Here is a 20,327-nt window from a genome sequence, read left to right on the forward strand (position 1 = left end):
ATAGGATCATTTCGGGCGACATGAGCGATCATTTGGAAAACCCCGGGCAATATCTGATCGCGAAATTAAACGCGTTCATGCGTACAAGCAGCGGCAGCGAGGATGCCATCAACGACATGGCATCGCGGCGGGTGGCATCTGCCGATCGCGGGCAAGATATCATTTCCGAAGGTGATGAGCCACGCACGGTCAATCTGCTGATCGACGGCTGGGCGTGTCGTTACAAGATGATGGAAGACGGCCGGCGTCAGATACTGGCCTTCTTCCTGCCGGGCGACTTGGCCGATCTGCACGTCTACATCCTGAACGCGATGGATCATTCCATTTCTGCCATCACACCTGTCCGCTATGCGCGGTTGGCGCCGAAAGAGTTTGAAGAGATAAGCGATGCGCACCCGAAGCTGTTGCGTGCGCTGTGGTGGGAATCACTGGTGACCGATTCCATCCAGCGCGAATGGCTGGTTAGCGTCGGACAGCGGGATGCATTGGAAAGCGTCGCCCATCTGGCGTGCGAACTTTATCTTCGGCTCAAAACCGTGGGGCTGGTGCAGGGACAGCGATGCGATTTCCCCTTAACGCAGCTCGACATTGCGGATGCATTGGGCATGACCCAGCCCCATGTCAGCCGTACCGTCGCCGAACTGAACAGGACGGGTTTTGTCACCTTGCGACGCGGCGAATTGGAAGTGAAGGACCTAAGGCAATTGAAAAAACTGGCAGCTTTCAACCCCAATTATCTCCACCATCTCTCGGACGACTGACAAAAAAACCCGCTGACAATGCCAGCGGGTTTTGAAGTCGGGGAAAGACCGGATAATTAGTCTTTCGCGTCTGCCTTGTTTTCCAAGGCATCAGCCTTGACTTCTGCTTGGTCGCGAACAGCCTGGGCATCATTTTCCATTTTCTGTTCAGCGGCAGAATCTACACCGTCGGTCTTGGTATCCAAGGTGTCAGCCTTGTCTTCCATGGCATCGGCGGTCGCATCGGCTTGCTCACGTGTGGCATCCGCTTGCGCGTCCATATTTTCGGCGGCAGCTTCGTTGGCATTTTCGGCTGGGGTATCGCAACCCGCAAGCGCCAGCATGGAAACGGCTCCGCACAAGATCAAAATATTCTTTTTCATAGTCACTTCACTCCTTTAAAAATGTTCAGCGTACCCGACCGCGACGGAAGAGATTAACAATCGCGAGCAGAACCACGGCACCAAGGAAAGACGAGATCAGCGACATGATGTCGAACGCGCCGTTCGTGATGGGGGCACCGCCAATAAGTGGGGTAATGATGAAACCTGCAAGTATTGCGCCTACAATACCGACAACAATATTTAGAAAAATACCCTGCTGTCCATCTGTACGCATAACAATACTGGCCAGCCATCCAATGACTCCGCCAACTACCAATAATATAATGATGTTCATTTGAATTCTCCCTTTGGGTGTTGGGGGAACCAGCAATGAAGCGATAGGTTCCCGTTAAGGAAGAAAGTCGAGAATTATTGAATTGATTGTTTGGCGACCGACCGTGCAATATTGTTGTTGGACGCCGGAACTTAAGTGCCTGCGCATCGCTTTCCTCTTTCCACCCCCATCACAAGTAGGAGAGCAAAAATGGTAACCGCGACCCGAACAAAATCAGAGTCCGACAATGCCAAGACAGGCACCAAAGGCACCAACGGCAGCGCCCATGCGGCGCGGAACGCAGGCGCGAAATCGCATCGCGTCACCCCGAAGCGCAAAGGCGATGGAAAGTTTCGCAAAACCCGTTCAGCGGAAGTGCCGACATGGTTGACAGCGGTCGTCTCGGCAGTCGGTATTGGCGTTGCTGTAGGTGCCGGACTTTACGCGACACGCCATCAATGGTTGTCGAAAGCCAATGACTGGAAAGACGATTTTTCTGCGGCATTTGCCGACGATGAAACCGACGTCGAGAATTTCGACCAGACCCGCAATGCTGGCGCCGATTCCATGCGGGATCATCCAGGCGAAGAATGGGAAGATGTAGACGATATGTCGGATGCGTCATTTCCGGCGAGCGATCCACCGTCGTTCACACCTGGCCGGGCATAACATAAATTAGCCGACCAACAGAAAAACCCCCGAAGGCATTCCGCCATCGGGGGTTTTTCGTGCTCAATGTGCAATCCAGGGACCCGTTCAGATCTCGTCCGGCTGTTCCTGAGGCGCGCCGCCGGGGAAATCCACGTCGCCCTTGTCGGGTGGAACTTCGTCCGGCCAATCATTTGGTTCTTCGACCGGACGCTCCGGCGTTTTGGGGTCATCGATCATTTCGCATCTCCTCTGGCTGCTTTGTTCTTTGGAAACATCACGCAGCGGAAAAAGTTTCATGGGCCGAACCCGCTATGCTTGTGCGTGTTCGGCCACCATAACCTCTTCGGCAGGTGTCACCGAATAGGCGATGGGCTTGAACGATCCATTGTTCGACTGCAGCGCGGAACAGGCCGTCAAACCGATGATCAAATCCATTTCAGCCCGGAACCGGATTTCCTCACCAGCGCGGCTGAGCGGAGGTTGCACCGAAATCTCGCCCGTTTTTCCGTCGATCGCGACATGCATGAAACAGTTGAAGGCGACGGGAATGTTGTCTGGCTCAATGCCGAAAGGACGCAGGGCCTCCGCGAGATTTCCGAAGCAACCTTGATGCGGATGCGTATCGCCATAGATGATCCGGAATGTATCTTCCGAACAGGGCGTCAACAGAAAGTCATGCCGGCCCACATCGTCATGCACGATCGTCAGCATCACTTTGCTGCGGTTGGAATATAGCGGGTCGCCGGTCGTCAGAAACAGGCGCGATGCGTAATCCAGGGTGCGTCCCGACGAAATCACTTCACGAATATCGGTTTGCGCATAGGCGACCAGATCGGCAACCTGTTCGCCCTGCGGATCGATCACAGTCAGCAAGTCGCCCTTGTTCATCGTAAAGGCGACGCCGGAGCGGGGCCGGATTTCGAGATTGCTCATGATGCTGCGCCTTTCCGGCTAAACGGGCACACCCAACCATCTTCTACGCGGCGCCCGCTATATTGGCGTGCCGCCGATGCGTCACCATGCTGTGCCAGCATGGGGTTGATCGTACCGGCCAAAGCCTCGTCCCGTTTCAAGATGGTATCGCGTAACGGGTCGTAGCGTCCTTCACTGCGCAACTGTTCGAACTGGTCATGCAGATTGAATACCATCACCGGATAGCTGAAGCGCCGGGCGGGGCGGCTGGCATTGGGGTGGAGACCAACCACAAAAAAGGCCTCGCCACCAAAGCTGACCGCGAAATGGGGGTCATCCGGATCGCTGCTGATACGCGGGTCGACCGTCTGGCCGAGCCAGTCATCCTTGTCGCTCAATGATTGTAAACGGTCCCAAACCGCACGTTCGAACCGCCGCTCGCTCAAGGGTCCATTATTGCGGAAAATAACGACGAGCGTTTGGAACAGCACTGGGTCATTGCGGTAGGAATTGGCTAGCGAAGCGATTTTCGGCCAGATCCGTAAATCGTCCCACGCAGAGCGAATGTCGTCCGCGACCACAAAATGCATCTGCCCCTTATTCAAAGCAGATTTTGCGCCGACGCACGGGAAGGCGGCATCGCGGACAAAATCCTCGAACAGGTCGGTAATTTCGGTCGCGGGTTTTTCAATTTCAGCAAGGGGCACCGTGTTTCTCCGTTCGGCTCATTGCGACCCGAATGGATTTCGGGATGGCTGTTTGCGCAATTCGAGATTTCTAAAGCCGGGAATGTGCCGATTGTTCCTTGGCTCAGTGCCTCCATCCGTCGCGAAATCGCGAAAGACCTCTGCGCGCCGTCGGTTCTTGATCTAGCGCAATGCAACTTAAAGGGCGTTCAACCATTAACATCATAGGTGCATTAACGAAGGAAAATAACATGTCCCACACGCCACATGAGCTTCACGACGAATTCCCGGACGCCGCTGCACAAATTCATGCGTTAAAGACACAGGATAAGCGATTTGCCGCGTTGGCCGAACGCTATCATGTGCTCAACCGTGAAATCCACCGGATCGACAGCGGTATCGAGCCTGCCTCCGAAGACAGGACCGAAGAGTTGAAGAAAGAGCGCTTGTCGTTGCTGGATACGATTCAACTGGCGCTCAAGGCCAGCGAGGTGTCGCCATGACCGGGGAGGCCGATGTCCGCGCGAAGCTGACTGCCCGTCTGGGCGAATTGGAATCGCGTGCCGGGCGTATTGAAGCCCAGCTAACAAAACCGATGAGCGCGGATTCAGAAGAGCAGGCCATCGAGATAGAGGGTGAAGACACGCTCGCTGCCGAAGATGCCTTGGTCCTTAAGGAAATGGCGTCGGTCCGGGCCGCACTCGGCCGATTGGATCAGGGGCAATATGGCAAATGCCTTTCCTGCGGCGAACCGATTTCGGCCGCGCGGCTGGTGCTGATGCCAACTGCGACATTGTGCGCTGACTGTATGTAGGCAAATGTTCGTTCAACTTTTTGTCTCGACGCTGAGCGTCCTACTGACCGTGGTCATACACGGGGCAGGGCTGGCATTGTTGGGACGAAGTTTGCGTAACGAAATTCAAGTGGAACGCGCGCATCACCTGGCCGCCATGTCAACACGCACCATGCTTTTTACGCTTGCCCTGGTTGTCGGGCTGTTCACGCTCCATGGTATCGAAATATGGCTCTATGCTTTTCTTTTTGAAGCGATTGGTGCCGTTACAGATATTGAGACAGCCGTCTATTTTTCCACCATCAGCTATGCCGGCATCGGCTTTGATGATCGCTATATCAATCCCGACTGGCGTCTGGTCGCTGCAATCGAGGGCATCAACGGCCTGTTGCTGCTGGGTTGGTCGACCGCGTTTTTCGTAACGATCGTCGCGCGGCTGGGGCGAACATGACTGTCTGGTGCGGCCAAGAAGACTCGAACTTCCACGGGCTTTCGCCCACAACGACCTCAACGTTGCGCGTCTACCAATTCCGCCATGGCCGCACGCGCCTCGACAGGTAGGAGAGCGCCCCTAGCAAAGCGGTCCCGCACACGCAACAGCCTTTGTTCAACGCCATGCGATGGAAAGTCTGTCGCAGAACGGCACAGTTTAAAGAATCCGGCGTGTCAGTCGTTTGTTTGGGGGTATGACAAGGGCTTTCACCCTCTATTCCACTTGCGCCACATGGTTAAAGCAGCGTTTACCTTTGATGGTGTTTGCCCTTTTGCCTCTGCTATTGGCCGCGACCCCCGCTACGGCGCCGACGCCGCCTGCGCGTGTGAGTCGGGTTGGCACGGCAACGGTTCAAATCATTCGTGCAGAGCCGGTCTCCGCCGAACCCCGTGCCTCCGACGTTAAACAGCCAGACCGGCAGTATCGACGCCGTGATCAGGTGCCGCTGGTCGAGTTTTTCTAGGCGGCTATTTTCTCGAGGCGGTATTTGCGCATCTTCTCGATCAGGGTTGTGCGCTTCAGGGTAAGCAAACGAGCTGCTTCCGAAATGACGCCTTCGGCATGGTGCAGTGCCATCTGGATACGTTCCAACTCCATGCGCTCGACCTGTGCCTTGAGGTCAATCGGCGCATTGAACGAGACAGGTGCGCTTTCCACCACCGACAAAACGGGAAGAGGTGCCAGCTTGGGCATCGTCTTGCCAAGCAACTGGTCGACACCAAATGCGTCGATCGTTTCGCCGCCAAACAGGATATTGGCGCGTTCAATCACATTGCGCAATTCGCGGACATTGCCTGGCCAGTCATGCATGGACAAGCGTTGCAGGGCGTCTGTATCAAAGTGGCAGATTTGTCCGGTGCGGCCCTTTTGGAAATGCGCGATCAGCTGGGGAATGTCTTCAACCCGCTGGGCGAGGTCCGGAACTTGCAGGACGACAACGCCCAGGCGGAAAAACAGGTCTTCGCGAAAACGGCCGTCGAGGATCGCTTTGTCGATCTTCTGGTGGGTCGCCGAAATGATGCGGACATCGACCGGAATGTTGCTGTTGCCGCCAATGCGGGAGATAAGGCCATCCTCCAGAACGCGGAGTAGCTTGACCTGCATATCGAAACGCATGTCACCAATTTCGTCGAGGAAGAGCGTACCCTTGTCGGCATTTTCGAAATGGCCGGTCCGGCGTGTCTGTGCACCGGTAAAGGCACCACGTTCATGGCCGAACAATTCCGATTCAATCAGTTCAGCCGGAATGGCACCGCAATTGAGTGCGACATAGGGTTTGGAGGCGCGTGGGCTGGCATTATGTATTGCACGGGCAACCACTTCTTTACCGGAGCCCGATGGGCCGCAAATCATGACCGAAGCGGAAGAATTGGCGACCCTGCGTACCATGTCGCGCAAGGTGCCCATGATAGGACTTTTGCCGATCAGCATATCCTCTATAGAGAGGGGCTTTTCAAATTTTGCCGGTGCTTGTGCTGTTGACGTTACCATGCTTTTTTCCTGTCGGATGACTGCCTTGGCCCCGTTTCTTGTCAATCATGGTAAACGAAATCCTAACAAAACCGGTGCCAAGCGTTAACGAATCCGAAACGGACTAAAAGCACTGCAAAGTGTCAAATTTTGTAAACTGATATATCCATTTCGGATATCTTTTCGGCCCTACTCGGCGATGGTACGCCATCCAAGTGTGATCGACATGCGCCGATTCCGGGGGTCATAGGGGTTCTCGCGGACATAAGGTTCGCGGTCTGCGACCCCTTCGATGCGCACAAACCGGTTTGGCGTAATGCCGGCGCGGGCCAGCGCTGCCCGGGTTGCTTCCGCCCGTGCCGACGACAACTGCCAATTGTTAACGCCCAGCCGACTTGAGGTCGGCTGCGCGTCGGTATGTCCGCGCACAATCAGTCCGTTAGGCAGCTCGGCCAAAGTTCCACCAACGTCATTCAAAAGCCGAATGGCATCCGGGGTCAGAATATCCGTACCGGAAATGAACATCGAAAAATTCGCTTCATCGACCATGTCGATCCGCAAGCCGTCGCGCGTTTCGGTAAAGCGCAAACTCTTTGCTACGCGCCGTATTTCCTTCCGCTCCTGCAACTTGTTGAGAATCGATTTGCGCGCTTCCTGGAACTTCGCGCGATCCTGGCCAATTCCGGAGGCTTCCTTCGGCCCGCCTGTGGCATCACGGGGGATCGTCATGCTACGCGTACCGGTCTGCCCCGCGCGATGAGGATATTTATCGACCGACGTAATAGAATCGCCCCCGAAGAAGCTTGTCGATCCGGCGCTATCCTGTTTGCTGGAAACCAAGGTCGGTGAAAAATAATCCGCTAAAGCCTTGCGCTGCTTTTCGGTGGTCGCACCCAGCAACCACATGAGCAGGAAGAACGCCATCATAGCGGTCACGAAGTCGGCATAAGCCACCTTCCATGCGCCGCCGTGGTGGCCGCCATGGGGCGCCTCATAGACTTTCTTGACGATGACCGGGCGAATGGGCTCGTTCGACTTCGCCATTACCGACCCCGCATACCGTCAAACACTTCGGCGAAGCTTGGCTGGTTGCTATGTTCGATGCCCGAACGTGCTGCTTCGATCACAAGCGGCTGCGGATGGCCGTGCAGCGATGCGATGATCATTTGCTTGACGACATGATAGATAGCCGCATCGGCTTCGATGACCTGCATTGCACGGTTCGCAAATGGTCCGACCAGACCATAAGCGAGCAAAACGCCCAAAAAGGTTCCGACCAACGCCGACCCGATCATGCCCCCCAGAATTGCAGGCGGCTTGTCGATCGATCCCATGGTCTTCACAACGCCGAGAACGGCTGCCACAATCCCAAGGGCAGGCAGGGCGTCGGCAAGGCCCTGGAGTCCCTCTGCCGGCTTAACGACATGGTGATGGTGGTTCTTGATGCTGTTATCCATGACCTCTTCGACCGCATGCGGGTCGAGCGTCCCTGAGGAAACCACGACCAGACGCAGCGTATCGCAGATCAGATGGACCAGTACCTGGTCCTTCAACAGCCTTGGATATTCGGAAAAGAGCGTCGAGTTTGCGGGATCTTCGATATGAGGTTCGACGGCGACCGGGCCTTCGGTCTTGAGCATTTTCATCAGCTTGGACACTAGAAAGATGCAGTCCAGATAATCCTGCTTCTTATATTGCGGTCCCTTGAAGACCTTGGCGAGACCACCGGCTAAACCTTTGAGCTCCTTGCCCGAGTTGCCGATGATGAGCGCGCCCATACAGGCGCCGCCAATAATCAGCATTTCATGCGGTAACGCATGCATCACGGGTCCGAGATTGCCTCCGGTGAGGGCGAAACCGCCAAACACCATGACCAAAAGGACAATGATACCGATTATTGCAAACATGAAATGGCTGGCCCCTGTGCGCGTTTATCAATCATGGTAAACGGCTGAAGGTGTCGGATATTAAGTAGTTTTTTTAAGCAGAACGCGAATTTCGCGAAAAAATGGATGGCGAACTTAGTTCGCCGGACTGTTCTGGGCTTAGCTCAGAAAGTCCATCAGTGTGCGCCGGTTGATACGGGCAAAGGCCGCCTGCGCGGCTTCGAGCGTCAACGTCATACCGTTGAGTTCGGCAATCGCCGCGCTCAGGTCCGTATCTTCGAGTGCCGAGCGCTCTTCAGCGGTGCTGATCGCGCGCAATGCGCTGTTCTCATTCAGGCGGTCGAGACGCGCAGCGTTCAAACCGACGACGGCGATCATATCGGAAGCATGGTTTATAGCGCCATCGACGGCCGTGTTTCCTGCGGCTACCTGCGCCATATTGCCCGCAGCGATAGCGGTCGCGGTATCGCGGATAGTCTGGCTAATGGAAACGCCGCCGACTTCAAACACTTCGGCACGGGTCGGCACGGGCGCAAATATGCTGTTGTCGTCAAAACGGATCGCCATATTCGATCCGCTTGCAAATAAAGGCTGGTCGTTGGCCGCTTTTACGAGCGCCATCGAGTCAATTTCATCTGCCAGGGAGGCCAGCTCGACCGCGATAGTTCCACGGTCCGTTGCTGAGGTCGCCGCATTGGCGCCGGCAAGGGTCAGTTCCTTGGCGCGTGCGAGCAAAGCTGACATCTGACGCAAGCTGCCGTCGGCCTGGGAAGTCAATGATATGCCCAAATTGATATTCGATGCACGCGCCGTGTCGTTCGCCTGCGACCGCGCAAGATCGGATATACGGGTCGTGGCCACCGGGTTGTCGGATGCACGCTGAAGGCGTTTGCCCGTCGAAATCTGGACTTGCTTGTCCGCAATGCGCTGCGCCATGCGGGATTGCCGCTGGATCTCTTGCGTCATTCGGTTGCCAGTTGCGTTGATCATGATGGCCTCACCTTAAAAGATGCTCAAAAGGGATTGCATGGTTTCGCGGGCGACCTGGATGGTGCGTGCAGCGGCCTCATAGGCCTGCTGGAAGCGCAACAACTCGGCAGCCTCGCGATCGAGATCGACGGCACCAATGGCATCGCGCGCAGCGAAGGACCCGTCCCGGCGGCTGCTTGCGGCGGCTTCCTGTGCACGGGCTGATGCTGTGGTCTGTGCCTGTGCGGCTATCATGGCGGAGATATTTTGTTCAACGCCCCCCGGACCGCGCAAATTATTGAACGCCAGGATATTGCCGTTCATGCTCGCGCCATTGGCAGCGGCTACGTCATCGGGGGCGAGCGCTACAGCGACCATGGCGGCCGCTCCACCGTTCAGGTTCAACAGCGCAGCGCCCGGATTTCCGTTGGCATCCAGACCCGCCTGATGCGCGGCGTTCAATTCGGTCGAAAACTGGGTCGCAAGAGTATCAAGCGCGGTGCGTTGGTCGGCAATATGGGCGGCGGCATCGCTCAACCCGGCGAGCGCGCCCGATCCGGGAGTAAGAGTTGTTGCGCCGGGGTTGATGCCGTAACTCAGTGTCCCGTTCGCTGCGACATTGACCGAAACGGTAGCGGTCGTTGTTCCATCGACAAGCGTGTCACCCGACGCTGTTTTGACGATAGCGGCACCGCGCGAGTCATAGGATATGGCGACATCGGTCGCATTCGAAATGGTGCCGACCAAGCGGTCGCGTTCGTCGAGCAAGGTTGCTTCGTTGCTGGAACCGGGCCGTGCGCGGCGCAAGCCGTCATTTATCCGCGATAGTGCCGAAAGATCGGTGTTTAGCTGCGTTACGGCGCCTTGCGCTTCGGTTGCAACGCCGGCGGCGGCGGAACCCAAGGCACTGGCGGTGCGGCGGAAATTGGCAGCGCTTTCATCTACCGACGTCAGAAACTGACGGCGCAATGTGTCGCTGCCGGGATTGCCGCTCAATTGCTCTGCGGCCGTAAAAACGGATGTGACCGAGTTTCCGATACCGGCTCCGCCATCGGCGAGCACGCTTTCGGTGGCCGTGACCCAGTCGAGCCTCGCGCTTTGGCGGGAGGCTTCGCCACCGGCAATACGTGCGTCGTCGATCAGCCATTGGTCGGTTGCGCGGGTAACACCTGCAGCCAACACGCCGCCCGGGCGAATGCTGTTGCGCGAAAGAACGATATCACCACCCGAGGGAGCTTCGGCCAGCCGGACGTTGCGGCGGACATAACCTTCGGTCTGCGCGTTGGCGATATTGTCGCCCACGACAGACAAAGCTTGCCCATAGGCCTTAATGCCCGATGCCCCGATTGCGAGAAGGTCGCTCATCTGATCGCTCCTTTATTCTCTGCAGATGCCGCAGCAAGCGCGCCGCCTTTGGTCCCCACGGCCGCCGGAACGGGTGCAGTGGGTACTGCTGGCGCGGATTTGGTCAACTGGCGTTCGACCATGTCGGCAATACCGAACTGGCGAAGGCCGGCCATATTGTCGGCCAGTTTGGCGTCCGACATTTCGCGGAAATTGTCTGTGGCGCTCGATCCGAAGACGTCGTTGCCCAGCTTTGCCTGCCGCATACTCGCCATCATCTGGCGAAGCATAACAGCTTCGAAAGCCTCAGCAGCCTTACGCAAAGCCGGATCCGGCTTTGCGGCAGGGGCAACAGGTTTGGCGGGATTGAGCGCAATTTTCATATGACAACCAATTCTGCACTTAAGGCGCCGGCTTGTGACAAGGCTTCCAATATCGCCACCAGATCACCCGGTGAGACGTTGAGCTTGTTAATCGCTTTCACGATGTCCGACAGGGATGCACCCTTGTCCCACAAATAGGCAGGGTTTGTATTTTCCTGGATAGCAATGTCGCTTGATGGCTCCAGTGCGGTCTGGCCGCGGCTGAATGGCGCCGGCTGTACAACGGTGGGGTTTTCATCGACCTTTACCGTCAACTTGCCATGGCTGACCGCAGCGGGGCCGACACGAACGGCGCCGTTTATTACAACCGTGCCTGTGCGGGCGTTAACAATCACGCGTGCCGGCGGTTGTGCCTTTTTGATTTCGATATTCTCGATAATGCCCATCATCCGGATACGCGTTTCACCCCCGGTGGGGGCGTTGATACGGATCGAAGCACCATCAACAGCCTGGGCGACATTGCCGCCCAATTGCCGGTTGATGGCATCGGCCACAAGGCCGGCATTGCTGATATCCTGTTGCGCGAGGTTGAATGTCAGGTGTGGGCTTTGCGCGAAGCCTGTGTCGACACTGCGCTCAACGGTCGCCCCGCTGCCAATTCGGCCTGCGGAAGGAATGTTGACGGACAGCTTCGACCCGTCAGCCGCATCGACGCCAAGGCCGCCGACAACGAGGTTGCCTTGCGCCATGGCGTAAATTTGCCCATCCGCACCATAAAGTGGAGCCATAACCAGCGTACCGCCGCGAAGCGACTTGGCCTTACCCAGCGCGGATACGGTGACGTCAAGACGTTGCCCCGGCTTCGCGAAAGGTGGCAATTCGGCCGTAATCATGACCGCCGCGGCGTTTTTCAGGGCGGGGTTAATACCTGCAGGCAGGTTCACGCCAAAGCGTGAGATGGCACCTTTGACCCCTTGCGTCGCATAGTCGAGGCTGTCGTCTCCGGTTCCGGCGAGGCCAACGACCACACCATAGCCGGTGAGCTGGTTGGCACGGAGGCCTTCGAACTGGCCCATATCCTTGATCCGCTCAGCCTGGGCCGAGGTGGAAAAGAACAGGGCGATGACGATGAGCAGCGCGCGCATCAGAACGGACTTATTCTGGAGAAGAAGCGTTGCAACCAGCCTTGCTGGCTGCCCCGGGCGATTTCGCCCTTGCCGGTATAGCGGATACGCGCATCGGCTACGCGGGTGGAGGGAATCCTATTGTCCACGCCGATATCGGCTAGGCGGACAATCCCGGAAAATTGAACTTTTTCATCGCCACGGTTGAGCGTGACGAACTTCTCGCCTCGTACCAGCATCGTGCCATTGGGGTAAATCGCGGCAACGGTCACACTTACTTCTCCGGACAGGGCATTGGATTGCGAGGCTTCACCTTTGCCCTTAAACGACTGATCGCCGCTCATGTTTATATCGCTTGGATTAAATAGACCGAGTGGACCCGTTGTGGGGGGCGTCAGGCCGACGCTTCCGGTACGGCCGGTCGTCGCGCTGTTGCTTTTTGTGGCGCTCATTCTTTCGACGAGAACGATGGTCAACAAATCCCCGATACGGCTGGCGCGCGCGCCAGATGTCAGGGGGCTGTAATTTTCCGAAAGAAAGATCGCGCCGTTTGTCGGCACGCTGGCTGGAGCGGCGGGTGCGGTTGGTGTGAAGCTTTCCTCCACTTTGCGTTCCTTTGCCGTCGCAGGCAGTGCTGCGACAAGGAACGTCAGCACCGAGGCAAACTGCCAGCGCATATTAGAGGCTCTGTGTTGCATTGCGCATCATTTCGTCTGTGGCCTGGATCATCTTGCTGTTGACCTCATAGGCGCGTTGCGTTTCGATCATGTCGACCAGTTCTTCGACGACATTGACGTTGCTGGCTTCCAGAGCGCCCGAACGCAGCGAACCGCGCCCTTCCTCACCAGCACCGCCCACCTGGGGTGCTCCTGATGCAGGTGTTTCCACCAGCAGGTTATTGCCGATATTCTGCAAGCCGGCCGAGTTGGCAAAGCGGGCAATTTCGATGCGGCCCACTTCGGTAAGGTCAGCCTGCCCTGCGACTTGTGCCGACACGGTGCCATCAGCGCCAATGGAAACTGCTGTCGATCCTTCAGGGATCTGTATCTGTGGTTGCACCGGCATGCCGTCAGGCGTGACGAGCGTACCTTCAGCGGACATGCTGAAATCGCCGGCACGGGTATAGCCAATACGGCCATCGGGCATCTGCACTTGGAAATAGCCAGCGCCTTCTATAGCGACATCGAGGCCATTGCCGGTCGTGGTCAGCGTGCCCTGCGTATCGATCCGCGCGGTGCCGTTCACCTGGACACCGGTGCCCAGATTGAGACCGATCGCATATTTGTTTTCGGCGGACGAGGCGGCCCCTGCAACGGTCATGGCTTGATAAGCCAGAGTTTCGAAACTGGCGCGGTCTCTTTTGAATCCGACGGTATTAACGTTGGCCAGATTGTTGGCGATAACCTGCATGCGCATATTCTGCGCATCCAGACCGGTGCGGGCGACGTGTAGGGCTCCGTTTGACATGGTCGTTATTCCTTATTGCGGCAATGACATGAGGTCGGCGGTCGCAGCGTCCATATCGCGCGCGTCGCCGAGTAATTTGAGTTGTGTGTCCCACGACCGGCTGGCTTCGATCATTTTGACCAATGCTTCGGTGGCGCTCACATTAGAGCTTTCCAGACTGCGCGTGGTAAGACGGGCATCGGGATCATCGGGTAGAACGCCGCCGCCCTTGACGCGAAACAGGCCATCAAGGCCTTTGACGATATCCGAACCTGCCGGGCTGACGATCTGCAATTTGTCGACTTGCTGCGGCTGGCTGGCGTCGCCGCCTTGTGGGACGATCCAGACATTGCCTTGCTCATCAATGTTGATGCTGTCGGCTGGGGGTAGAGTGACAGGGCCTTGTGTACCTTGTACCGGCCGACCGTCACCTGTGGTTAGAAGTCCACTGGCAGAAAGCAAAAGGTCCCCGCGTTTGGTATAGCCGATCTCTCCATTTTCCGCCTGAACGGCCAGCATGGAGTCGCCCGACATTGCAATGTCGAGATCGCGACCGGTTGAAACCACTGTGCCTGCGTGCATATCCGCAGCGAGCACTTCTTCCGAAGCAAAGGCGCGGGTGTCGAGCCTTTGTCCATCGAGCCAAAGCGATTGGGCCTCGGCCAGATCGGATTTGAACCCCGGCGTGTTTGCGTTGGCCAAATTGTTGGCGATTGCTGTTTGGCGGGCCATAGACCCACGCATTGCTGTCAGACTTGTGTAGATCAAACGGTCCATGGTTCAGCCTTTCGCTCCGGGTTCGTCATCCTGAAACAGGTTCAGGATGACGATTTCGGGGAGACAAGAAATCAACGGATGCTCACGATTGCCTGCGTCATGTTGGACGCAGTTTCGATCGCCTTGGCGTTCGCCTGGAAGTTACGCTGCGCTGAAATCAGCGCAACCAACTCTTCGGTCACATCAACGTTGGCGCGTTCCAGGGCACCTGAGCGTATCGTGCCGAGCGGGCCGTTCGTCGCCGCATCAATGGCAGGAGCGCCGCTGTCACCGGTGGATTGCCAATGACTGTCGCCGACGGGACGCAAGCCTTCCTGCGCGGTAAAGCTCGCCATTGCGACCTTACCCAGAACTTCATCGGAACCATCGGCATAGGTGGCCGTCACCAAACCGTCTATCCCAACCGATACGTTTACCAATGCAACCGTCGGGTTACCCGGGGCGTTGGCCGGCAAAACAAAATCGAATGCGCTTCCCAAAGTAGCAGACGTGACATTTCCGGCTGCGTCGACAGGCAGCAGTTGCAAGGTGGAACCGATGGTATCCACGACCTGCCGGTTCGCATTCACCTGAAACGCACCGTTTCGGGTATAGGTTACGGCTGCCCGGGGCGGGTCACCGCGCGAAACGAAAAAGCCTTCGCCGGCAATAGCCAGATCGAGGGTTTTGTCCGAGGCCTCCAACGTGCCTTGAGTGAACTGCTGGACGACGGCATTCAAGCGCGTTCCTTGTCCTGCGATCATCTTGGTTGTCTGCGTAGGCGCGCTGGCGAACAGGTCGCCAAATTGCGCGCGGCTTTTTTTGAAGCCGGTTGACCCGACGTTGGCAAGGTTGTTCGAGATTACCGAAAGGTCGGTCTGCGCGCCTTTGAGGCCTGATAAGGAGGTATAGAAGGACATGGTTTAAACTCCCGGGTTCGTTGCAGCGGTTGCTGCAGGGGTAGCGGAGGAAGAGAGGTTGGTTAGAAGTGCCGTTTGCGCCGAAATTTGCTCAGCAATGGATTTCAGCGATGTGTTCATTTCGGAAATCCCGGCGACGCTTGAAAATTGCGCCATTTGCGCAACCATTGCCTGGTTATCGACCGGGTTAAACGGGTCTTGTTCCTTCAACTGCGTCGTCATCAGGCGCAGGAAATCATTTTGACCTAGTTTCTTTTCTGCCATGTCCTTGGACAGGACCGGCAGGTTCCGGGAATTTACAGCAGATAAGCTCGTCATGATTATTGTCCCAACCGCAAGGTTTCGCTGATCAGACCCTTGGCGGTTGCAAGGACCTGCACGTTGTTTTGATATTGGCGTGATGTTTCGAGCATCTCGACCATTTCAGCCGCACTATCGACGGCTGCTTCCCAGACATTGCCGTCCTTATCGGCCAGCGGATGGTCGGGTTCATAGCGTTTGACCGGCGTACTTTTGCTGCTGTCGATGCGATCGACCTGCACTGTGGCCTTACCGGCTTCACCCATGACCGTGCGAAACACCGGCTTCATCGAACGAAAGGCGGTGCCTTCGCTGCCCGATACCGTTCCCGCATTGGCAAGATTGGACGCGGTGGTGTTCAGGCGAACAAGCTGCGCGGACATTGCGCGTCCGCTGATATCGAAGATGGATAGATTTTCGGCCATTCCTATTCTCCCTTTAGCGCGCGGGTCAGCGTGCCGATGCGGCCCTGCAAAAAGGAAAGGCTCGACCGGTAGGCGAGCGCATTTTCTGCAAAAGCGGTTTGTTCGGTGGCCAGTTCGACAGTGTTTCCATCGAGAGAAGGCTGGACGGGAATACGATACTGGATAGCGGTTTCAGGGGACTGTCCCTGTTCCGCCAGTTTCAGAGCGGACGAAAACTCAATGTCGCGGGCCTTATAGCCGGGCGTAGCGGCGTTCGCGATGTTCGAGGCGAGCATCGTCATACGCTGTTCGCGCAACTTCAGGGCGGTGGCATGGATGCCAAACATATTGTCCAATGACGGCATGACCGTTTCCTTTCGTCGGTGCACCATTCAGGTGCGCACGATGGAAGTAGAGCAATTGCCGTGCCAATTTGGAGATTATGCAAGTAATTTAGATATTTAGGTTGCAGGGGCCTGATGTCAAAAGTCCGACTGTCAAATTGCCGACACCCCCCATTCAAGAGCAACAGTGCGTGACTTTGCGTACCGCTCAGCTAGCCCCGGCGAAGCAGGAAAACTGCATGTTCCGCCATCAAATTGGCCAGCGCCTGTTTGCGTGGCTTGTTTCCGGACAGGAACCATTGCCCTTCGATCACCACACCGCGGTCTTTCAGGAAATCGCGGAAGTCATCGATGGTCACATGGTGGATATTCGGCGTGTCATACCAACGGTGTGGGAGTTGCTCGGTCACCGGCATCTGGCCGCCAAACATATGCGCCATCCGTATCCGCCATTGGGCGAAATTGGGAAAGGACACAAAGGCCTGCTTTCCGATCCGCAACATATGATCGAGCACAAAATCCGGGCGACGCGTCGTTTGCAGCGTTTGGCTGAGAATGACATAGTCGAAGCAGCCATCGGGATAATCCACCAAATCGCTGTCTGCGTCCCCTTGCACGACCGATAGGCCCCGCGAGACAGCGGTCGCGACATTGACAGGATCAATCTCCAGTCCGCGGGCGTCCACCTGCTTATGATCGCGCAATGCCGCCATCAACTGCCCGTCGCCGCAGCCGACATCAAGGATACGAGAACCGCTGCGCACATTGCGGGCGATAATCGCTAGATCGGACCGCAGCATCGTCACAGATTTTCCCCTGCGCGCAAAAATCCGTCGACAATCCGGTTCATTTCAGGCGCGTCGAGCAGGAAGCTGTCATGCCCGAAAGGACTGGAGAGTTCGACAAAACTTGCTGCTGCACCGGCGGCATTCAGGGCATGGACAATGCGCCGCGATTCCGATGTAGGATAAAGCCAGTCGCTGTCAAAACTGATCAGGCAGAAACGGGCCTTGGTGGCGGCAAAGGCCTTGGCCAGAACACCGTCATGCGGTTCGGCCAGATCGAAATAATCCATAGCGCGGGTGATATAAAGGTAGGAATTGGCGTCGAAGCGGTCGACAAAGCTGAGTCCTTGATAGCGCAGATAGCTTTCCACCTGGAAATCGGCGTCAAAACCGAAGCTTTTCGAACCCATCGTTCCGTCTGGCCGATTTTGAAGGCGGCGCCCGAATTTCTCCGTCAATCCGGCTTCGGATAGATAGGTGATATGTGCGGCCATGCGCGCGACGGCGAGGCCCGAAGCTGGTGCCTCACGTCCGTAATAAGCGCCATTGTTCCAGCGCGGATCAGCCATGATGGCCTGACGCCCTACTTCGTGGAAAGCAATGTTCTGCGCGGAATGGCGGGCTGTCGATGCAATGATAACGGCAGAACGAACGCGCTCAGGATAGAGAGCGGCCCAACTGAGTGCCTGCATGCCCCCCATCGATCCGCCAACAACAGCCGACAATGTTCCAATACCAAGATGATCGAGCAATATGGCTTGCGCGCGCACCATGTCTCCAATGGTGATAACCGGGAACGCCATTCCATAAGGACCGCCAGTCGACGGATCGGCACTGGCCGGACCGGATGAACCCATGCAGCTGCCCATGACGTTGATGCTGATGATGCAATGCCGCGCGGGATCAATGGGCTTTCCGGCTCCCACCATGCGCGTCCACCAGCCATCTTTGCCGGTTATCGGATGTTTCGAGGCAACATATTGATCTCCCGTGAGGGCATGGCAGATCAGAATAGCGTTGGATTTGTCGGCGTTCAGCGTGCCGTAGGTTTCATAGGCAAAGTCAACCGGCGCAAACTCGGCGCCACTGTCCAGCTTGACTGGCCCCAGTAGGCGAATCTTCCTATCGAGTCCGAAACGCTCATCCCCATGCATGGCGTTGCCATATCAGCGTAAACACCGGTGACAACAATATATCTGCACTTTTCCACGGGACAAATTCCATTTGCAGCGCGATGGCTGCCAAATAGCGATCCGGCTGGCTGGGCGTTGCGCTCCCGCGTTGCCACGTCTATGGCGGCGCGCATGAGCAACCCAGAAGCCAAACCGTGGATCAATGCCATCCACGCCTATACACCCGGTAAAGCGAAGTCAGACGATGGACGCGTCCTAATCAAGCTTTCCGCCAACGAGAATCCGTTGGGCTGCAGCGAAGATGCTACGGCGGCGCTTGTTGACGCCAAATCGTCACTGGCACGCTATCCCGATCCTGCGAGCAATGCTTTGCGCGAAGCGCTAGGTGCGCATTATCATCTTGAGAGCGACCGCATTGTCTGTGGCACCGGTTCCGATGAACTTCTGAATCTGGCTGCCATGGGATATGCTGGGGCGGGGGATGAAATCATTTACGTCCGCTATGGTTTTTCCGTTTACGATATAGCTGCCCGGAAGTGCGCAGCCACAGTGGTCGTCGCACCTGACCGCGATTATGGCACGGATGTCGACGCGCTTCTGGCGCTGGTGAACGAGCGGACGCGCGTCGTATTTGTCGCCAACCCGAACAATCCGACGGGCACCTATTGCACCGACGAAGACATGGCGCGTTTGCATGCCGGCCTTCCTTCGGACTGCGTTCTGGTGTTGGACCAAGCCTATGGCGAATATCTCGAAGATGATGGTCCAGCCGCGTTCAATCTGGCCCGCCAGCATGGCAATGTCCTTATCACCCGGACATTTTCCAAGATATATGGTTTGGCCGCCGAACGGATCGGTTGGGCTTATGGCCAGCCGCATTTGATCGAGACGATGAACCGGATCCGTGCGCCGTTCAACGTGACGGCGGCTGGACAAGCGGCTGCCATTGCGGCCTTGTCCGATACGGCCTTTGTTGACCACAGCCGCGCGCATAACCGTGAATGGCGTGATTGGATGGCAAATGAAATTGCGTCCCTGTCAAACCACGGATTGAAAGCGGTTCCGTCCTGGGCGAATTTCCTGATGATAATGTTTGAAGGCAAGGTCAGCGCGGAAACGGTTTACTTGGCACTGATGGATGCGGGATATATTGTGCGTTGGCTGCCCGGACAGGGATTGGGTAACGGACTTCGTATAACCATCGGCACCGAAGAGGAAAACCGTGGGCTGGTGCAAGCGCTACGCGCCATTTTGGAGACGAATGGCTGATGCTGCCCTTTGCGCGTCTGACTGTTGTTGGCCTTGGCCTTATCGGATCGTCGGTCGCGCGCGCTGTGCGGGCGAATATGCCAGCTGTACGTATTACGGGATTTGACGCCGATCCCGAGGTGCGTGCACGCGCCGACGCGTTAGCGATTTGCGATGATATTACCGATACCGTCGGGGCGGCAGTCATCGACGCTGATCTCGTCATATTGTGCGTGCCGGTGGGCGCCATGGGCGCTGTAGCCGAAGAGTTTGTTGCAGACCTGCCAGCCGGCGCGGTCGTGAGCGACGTAGGGTCGTGCAAGCAAAGTGTGGTCGAGGCGCTTGCCGCTGTGCTGCCCAACGCCACCATCATTCCAGCACATCCTGTGGCGGGTACGGAAAAAAGCGGGCCTGATGCAGGTTTCGCTACGTTGTTCAAAGGCCGTTGGTGCATCCTCACCCCCGCAGAGGACGCGCCGGAGGCGGCTGTGGAGGCATTGAGGACATTCTGGCAGCGGCTTGGGGCTGAGGTCGAGATCATGGATGCCCGGCATCATGACATGGTCCTTGCCGTCACGAGCCATCTGCCGCACTTGATCGCCTACACGATCGTCGGCACGGCGGATGATTTGCAGGGGGTGACACAAAGCGAAGTCATCAAATATTCCGCAGGTGGTTTCCGGGATTTTACCCGCATCGCCGCGAGCGATCCTGTGATGTGGCGCGATGTGTTCCTGTCGAACAAGGATGCCGTGCTTGAAATGCTCCAGCGGTTTTCCGAGGACCTTTCGGCGCTGCAGCGGGCGATCCGTTATGACAAGGGCGATGAATTGGAGGCTCTGTTTACACGCACGCGCGATATTCGCCGGTCCATTGTTGAGCAGGGTCAGGATGATGATGCGCCCGATTTTGGACGCAAGCATTAATAGTCGTCGCGCGATGC

At 56.9% G+C, this 20,327-nt stretch carries 28 protein-coding genes, 1 tRNA gene and 1 pseudogene; 8 read left to right on the top strand and 22 right to left on the bottom strand.

Features of this window, described 5'->3' with window-relative positions:
- Window positions 1–20: 20 nt before the first annotated feature.
- Window positions 21–761, top strand: coding sequence for a Crp/Fnr family transcriptional regulator (locus tag EUU25_RS14170; protein ID WP_158902046.1), 741 nt, complete (start codon window positions 21–23; stop codon window positions 759–761).
- Window positions 762–817: 56 nt separating this feature from the next.
- Here the strand turns inward: EUU25_RS14170 and EUU25_RS14175 are convergent, their stop codons facing one another.
- A complete protein-coding gene (locus EUU25_RS14175; RefSeq protein WP_158902048.1) occupies window positions 818–1,123 on the bottom strand; it encodes a hypothetical protein in 306 nt (101 codons plus the stop codon).
- A 25-nt stretch (window positions 1,124–1,148) separates the two neighbouring features.
- Window positions 1,149–1,418, bottom strand: a complete 270-nt coding sequence (locus tag EUU25_RS14180) for a GlsB/YeaQ/YmgE family stress response membrane protein (RefSeq protein WP_158902050.1) — start codon at window positions 1,416–1,418, stop codon at window positions 1,149–1,151.
- 189 nt (window positions 1,419–1,607) lie between these two features.
- Here EUU25_RS14180 and EUU25_RS14185 point away from each other — a divergent pair, with 189 nt between their 5' ends.
- A complete protein-coding gene (locus EUU25_RS14185) occupies window positions 1,608–2,066 on the top strand; it encodes a hypothetical protein (RefSeq protein WP_158902052.1) in 459 nt (152 codons plus the stop codon).
- An 87-nt stretch (window positions 2,067–2,153) separates the two neighbouring features.
- On the opposite strand, the gene EUU25_RS16650 is transcribed toward EUU25_RS14185, so the two are convergent.
- The 3 genes from EUU25_RS16650 to gntA form a co-directional block, all read right to left on the bottom strand.
- On the bottom strand, window positions 2,154–2,285 hold the full coding sequence (locus EUU25_RS16650; protein ID WP_281346994.1) for a hypothetical protein: 132 nt from the start codon (window positions 2,283–2,285) through the stop codon (window positions 2,154–2,156).
- 72 nt (window positions 2,286–2,357) lie between these two features.
- Window positions 2,358–2,981: a DUF1989 domain-containing protein gene (locus EUU25_RS14190; RefSeq protein WP_158902054.1), complete on the bottom strand. Its 624-nt coding sequence runs from the start codon at window positions 2,979–2,981 to the stop codon at window positions 2,358–2,360.
- A complete protein-coding gene (gene gntA / locus EUU25_RS14195) occupies window positions 2,978–3,667 on the bottom strand; it encodes a guanitoxin biosynthesis heme-dependent pre-guanitoxin N-hydroxylase GntA (RefSeq protein ID WP_222848798.1) in 690 nt (229 codons plus the stop codon). Before gntA ends, EUU25_RS14190 begins: the two co-directional genes overlap by 4 nt.
- 230 nt (window positions 3,668–3,897) lie before the next feature.
- Between gntA and EUU25_RS14200 the strand changes: the two genes are divergently transcribed.
- Genes EUU25_RS14200 through EUU25_RS14210 form a run of 3 tightly spaced genes read left to right on the top strand, consistent with a single transcriptional unit; the run spans window position 3,898 to window position 4,890 of the window.
- Complete coding sequence (locus EUU25_RS14200; RefSeq protein ID WP_158902056.1) at window positions 3,898–4,149, top strand: HP1242/YdcH family protein; 252 nt, start codon at window positions 3,898–3,900, stop codon at window positions 4,147–4,149.
- Window positions 4,146–4,460, top strand: a complete 315-nt coding sequence (locus EUU25_RS14205; protein ID WP_158902058.1) for a TraR/DksA family transcriptional regulator — start codon at window positions 4,146–4,148, stop codon at window positions 4,458–4,460. The genes EUU25_RS14200 and EUU25_RS14205 overlap by 4 nt, the downstream gene beginning before the upstream one ends.
- A gap of 4 nt (window positions 4,461–4,464) precedes the next feature.
- Window positions 4,465–4,890 carry an ion channel gene (locus EUU25_RS14210; RefSeq protein WP_158902060.1) on the top strand — a complete coding sequence of 142 codons (426 nt, stop codon included), beginning with the start codon at window positions 4,465–4,467 and terminating at the stop codon, window positions 4,888–4,890.
- 5 nt (window positions 4,891–4,895) lie between these two features.
- Here the strand turns inward: EUU25_RS14210 and EUU25_RS14215 are convergent.
- Window positions 4,896–4,982: transfer RNA gene (locus EUU25_RS14215), tRNA-Leu, on the bottom strand.
- Window positions 4,983–5,125: 143 nt separating this feature from the next.
- On the opposite strand from EUU25_RS14215, the gene EUU25_RS14220 reads away from it, so the two are divergent.
- Window positions 5,126–5,395 (top strand): hypothetical protein, encoded by a 270-nt coding sequence (locus tag EUU25_RS14220; RefSeq protein ID WP_158902062.1) that lies wholly within the window; start codon window positions 5,126–5,128, stop codon window positions 5,393–5,395.
- Here the strand turns inward: EUU25_RS14220 and EUU25_RS14225 are convergent.
- The 16 genes and pseudogenes from EUU25_RS14225 to metX all read right to left on the bottom strand — a co-directional run bounded on the left by EUU25_RS14225 (window position 5,392) and on the right by metX (window position 18,157).
- Window positions 5,392–6,423, bottom strand: coding sequence for a sigma-54 interaction domain-containing protein (locus EUU25_RS14225; RefSeq protein WP_158902064.1), 1,032 nt, complete (start codon window positions 6,421–6,423; stop codon window positions 5,392–5,394). The two genes, EUU25_RS14220 and EUU25_RS14225, sit on opposite strands and share 4 nt — an antisense overlap.
- A 186-nt stretch (window positions 6,424–6,609) precedes the next feature.
- A pseudogene (locus tag EUU25_RS14230) lies at window positions 6,610–7,446 on the bottom strand (flagellar motor protein MotB); the annotation flags it as partial.
- Entirely contained in the window at window positions 7,446–8,309 is an 864-nt protein-coding gene (motA, locus tag EUU25_RS14235; protein ID WP_158902068.1) for a flagellar motor stator protein MotA, read from the bottom strand. The pseudogene EUU25_RS14230 and the gene motA, both read right to left, overlap by 1 nt.
- 138 nt (window positions 8,310–8,447) lie before the next feature.
- The gene (locus tag EUU25_RS14240; RefSeq protein ID WP_158902070.1) at window positions 8,448–9,278 is read right to left on the bottom strand and encodes a flagellin N-terminal helical domain-containing protein; all 831 of its coding nucleotides are present in this window, start codon (window positions 9,276–9,278) and stop codon (window positions 8,448–8,450) included.
- A 12-nt stretch (window positions 9,279–9,290) separates the two neighbouring features.
- The gene (gene flgK, locus EUU25_RS14245; protein WP_158902072.1) at window positions 9,291–10,622 is read right to left on the bottom strand and encodes a flagellar hook-associated protein FlgK; all 1,332 of its coding nucleotides are present in this window, start codon (window positions 10,620–10,622) and stop codon (window positions 9,291–9,293) included.
- A complete protein-coding gene (locus EUU25_RS14250; protein ID WP_158902074.1) occupies window positions 10,619–10,984 on the bottom strand; it encodes a rod-binding protein in 366 nt (121 codons plus the stop codon). Before EUU25_RS14250 ends, flgK begins: the two co-directional genes overlap by 4 nt.
- Entirely contained in the window at window positions 10,981–12,069 is a 1,089-nt protein-coding gene (locus EUU25_RS14255; RefSeq protein WP_158902076.1) for a flagellar basal body P-ring protein FlgI, read from the bottom strand. The genes EUU25_RS14250 and EUU25_RS14255 overlap by 4 nt, the downstream gene beginning before the upstream one ends.
- Window positions 12,069–12,725 carry a flagellar basal body L-ring protein FlgH gene (locus EUU25_RS14260; protein ID WP_158902078.1) on the bottom strand — a complete coding sequence of 219 codons (657 nt, stop codon included), beginning with the start codon at window positions 12,723–12,725 and terminating at the stop codon, window positions 12,069–12,071. Before EUU25_RS14260 ends, EUU25_RS14255 begins: the two co-directional genes overlap by 1 nt.
- Window position 12,726: 1 nt before the next feature.
- Window positions 12,727–13,515, bottom strand: coding sequence for a flagellar basal-body rod protein FlgG (flgG, locus tag EUU25_RS14265; RefSeq protein WP_158902080.1), 789 nt, complete (start codon window positions 13,513–13,515; stop codon window positions 12,727–12,729).
- A 12-nt stretch (window positions 13,516–13,527) separates the two neighbouring features.
- Window positions 13,528–14,271 (bottom strand): flagellar basal body rod protein FlgF, encoded by a 744-nt coding sequence (locus EUU25_RS14270; RefSeq protein ID WP_158902082.1) that lies wholly within the window; start codon window positions 14,269–14,271, stop codon window positions 13,528–13,530.
- Window positions 14,272–14,342: 71 nt separating this feature from the next.
- Entirely contained in the window at window positions 14,343–15,170 is an 828-nt protein-coding gene (locus EUU25_RS14275; RefSeq protein ID WP_158902084.1) for a flagellar hook-basal body complex protein, read from the bottom strand.
- A gap of 3 nt (window positions 15,171–15,173) precedes the next feature.
- Window positions 15,174–15,434, bottom strand: a complete 261-nt coding sequence (locus tag EUU25_RS14280) for a flagellar hook assembly protein FlgD (protein ID WP_246162754.1) — start codon at window positions 15,432–15,434, stop codon at window positions 15,174–15,176.
- Between the two features lie 56 nt (window positions 15,435–15,490).
- Window positions 15,491–15,895 carry a flagellar basal body rod protein FlgC gene (flgC, locus tag EUU25_RS14285; RefSeq protein WP_158902088.1) on the bottom strand — a complete coding sequence of 135 codons (405 nt, stop codon included), beginning with the start codon at window positions 15,893–15,895 and terminating at the stop codon, window positions 15,491–15,493.
- Between the two features lie 2 nt (window positions 15,896–15,897).
- Complete coding sequence (locus EUU25_RS14290; protein WP_158902090.1) at window positions 15,898–16,239, bottom strand: flagellar basal body rod protein FlgB; 342 nt, start codon at window positions 16,237–16,239, stop codon at window positions 15,898–15,900.
- Window positions 16,240–16,430: 191 nt separating this feature from the next.
- Window positions 16,431–17,018 (bottom strand): methionine biosynthesis protein MetW, encoded by a 588-nt coding sequence (gene metW, locus EUU25_RS14295; protein WP_158903445.1) that lies wholly within the window; start codon window positions 17,016–17,018, stop codon window positions 16,431–16,433.
- Window positions 17,019–17,020: 2 nt separating this feature from the next.
- On the bottom strand, window positions 17,021–18,157 hold the full coding sequence (metX, locus tag EUU25_RS14300; RefSeq protein WP_158902092.1) for a homoserine O-acetyltransferase MetX: 1,137 nt from the start codon (window positions 18,155–18,157) through the stop codon (window positions 17,021–17,023).
- A 150-nt stretch (window positions 18,158–18,307) separates the two neighbouring features.
- On the opposite strand from metX, the gene hisC reads away from it, so the two are divergent.
- Window positions 18,308–19,405, top strand: coding sequence for a histidinol-phosphate transaminase (gene hisC / locus EUU25_RS14305; RefSeq protein ID WP_187351279.1), 1,098 nt, complete (start codon window positions 18,308–18,310; stop codon window positions 19,403–19,405).
- Window positions 19,405–20,310 (top strand): prephenate/arogenate dehydrogenase family protein, encoded by a 906-nt coding sequence (locus EUU25_RS14310; protein ID WP_158902094.1) that lies wholly within the window; start codon window positions 19,405–19,407, stop codon window positions 20,308–20,310. Before hisC ends, EUU25_RS14310 begins: the two co-directional genes overlap by 1 nt.
- The last annotated feature ends 17 nt before the right edge of the window (window positions 20,311–20,327 follow it).

The sequence above is a fragment of the Sphingorhabdus lacus genome, assembly GCF_009768975.1.
Taxonomy (GTDB): domain Bacteria; phylum Pseudomonadota; class Alphaproteobacteria; order Sphingomonadales; family Sphingomonadaceae; genus Sphingorhabdus_B; species Sphingorhabdus_B lacus.